Annotated in this window: 2 protein-coding genes; both read left to right on the top strand. The window is 54.8% G+C overall.

Annotated elements, in window-relative coordinates; all coding sequences use genetic code 11:
• Positions 1 to 110 (top strand): membrane protein insertion efficiency factor YidD (yidD, locus tag AC1DH9_RS28800; protein WP_477809298.1); only part of this gene is annotated, 110 nt, incomplete at its 5' end.
• Between the two features lie 2 nt (positions 111 to 112).
• A partial coding sequence (gene yidC, locus AC1DH9_RS28805; RefSeq protein WP_477809297.1) for a membrane protein insertase YidC occupies positions 113 to 1,641 on the top strand: 1,529 nt, incomplete at its 3' end.

The raw sequence follows: 1,641 nt of genomic DNA on the forward strand, positions 1-1,641 counted from the left end.
GTGGCTGGCTGACCTTTCGTCGTTTAGGTCGCTGTCATCCGTGGAATCCCGGTGGTTATGACCCGGTTCCATCTATCCCTACCTCCCGTTCTTCTTCGATGGCCGAGTAATCATGGATATTAAACGCACGATCCTGATCGTCGCCCTGGCAATCGTGTCCTACGTTATGGTTCTGAAATGGAACCAGGACTATGGTCAGGCTGCCCTGCCGACTCAGAATGTTGCTTCCAATCAGGCTGCCCCGGCTATTCCGGACACGCCACTTGGTAACAATGCTGCCGCCAGTGCCGATGTACCCAGCGCGAATACCGATATCAGTGCTCCTGCCGCAACGCCGGTAGTCACCAATAAAGACCTCATCCACGTTAAAACGGATGTGCTCGAACTGGCTATCGATCCTCAAGGTGGTGATATCGCCCAGCTGATGCTGCCGCTGTATCCACGTCGTCAGGACCATCCGGAAATTCCGTTCCAGCTGTTTGATAACGGCGGCGAACGTACTTACCTGGCTCAAAGTGGCCTGACCGGTACCAACGGTCCGGATGCTCGCGCTACCGGTCGTCCGGTTTACTCGACCGAACAGAAGACTTATCAACTGGCTGATGGCCAGAACCAGCTCAACGTTGACCTGAAATTCAGCGACGCTGGCGTCAATTACATCAAGCGCTTCAGCTTTACTCGCGGTCTGTACGATCTGAAAGTCACCTATCTGATCGATAACACCAGCGATAAAGCCTGGACGGGCAACCTGTTTGCCCAGCTCAAGCGCGATGCAAGTGCCGATCCTTCTTCCACAACCGCTACCGGTACTGCGACTTACCTGGGCGCTGCCCTGTGGACAAGTGCAGAGCCGTACAAAAAAGTGTCGATGAAAGATATCGACAAGGCGTCGTTGAAAGAAACCGTTAACGGTGGCTGGGTCGCCTGGCTGCAACACTACTTCGTGACTGCGTGGATTCCAGCCAAGAACGACAGCAACGTGGTGCAGACTCGCAAAGACAGCCAAGGCAACTACATCATCGGTTTCACTGGCCCGGTATTGTCCGTTGCGCCAGGTGCCAAGGCTGAAACCAGCGCTACGTTGTACGCGGGTCCAAAAAGCCAGGCGATACTCAAAGAGTTATCCCCAGGTCTGGAACTGACGGTCGACTACGGCATTCTGTGGTTCATCGCCCAGCCGATCTTCTGGCTGTTGCAACATATCCACGCGATCGTTGGTAACTGGGGCTGGTCGATCATCTTCCTGACCATGCTGATCAAAGGGATCTTCTTCCCGCTGTCGGCTGCCAGCTACAAATCCATGGCGCGCATGCGTGCAGTGGCGCCGAAACTGGCTGCGCTGAAAGAACAACATGGCGACGACCGGCAGAAAATGTCGCAGTCCATGATGGAGCTGTACAAGAAAGAGAAGATCAATCCGCTGGGTGGTTGCTTGCCAATCCTCGTGCAGATGCCGGTTTTCCTTTCGCTGTACTGGGTACTCCTGGAAAGCGTGGAAATGCGCCAGGCACCGTTCATGCTGTGGATTACTGACCTGTCGATCAAGGATCCGTTCTTCATTCTGCCGATCATCATGGGCGCAACCATGTTCATCCAGCAGCAGTTGAACCCGACGCCTCCGGATCCGATGCAGGCCAAGGT

This window comes from Pseudomonas sp. 05T35 (assembly GCF_056396605.1).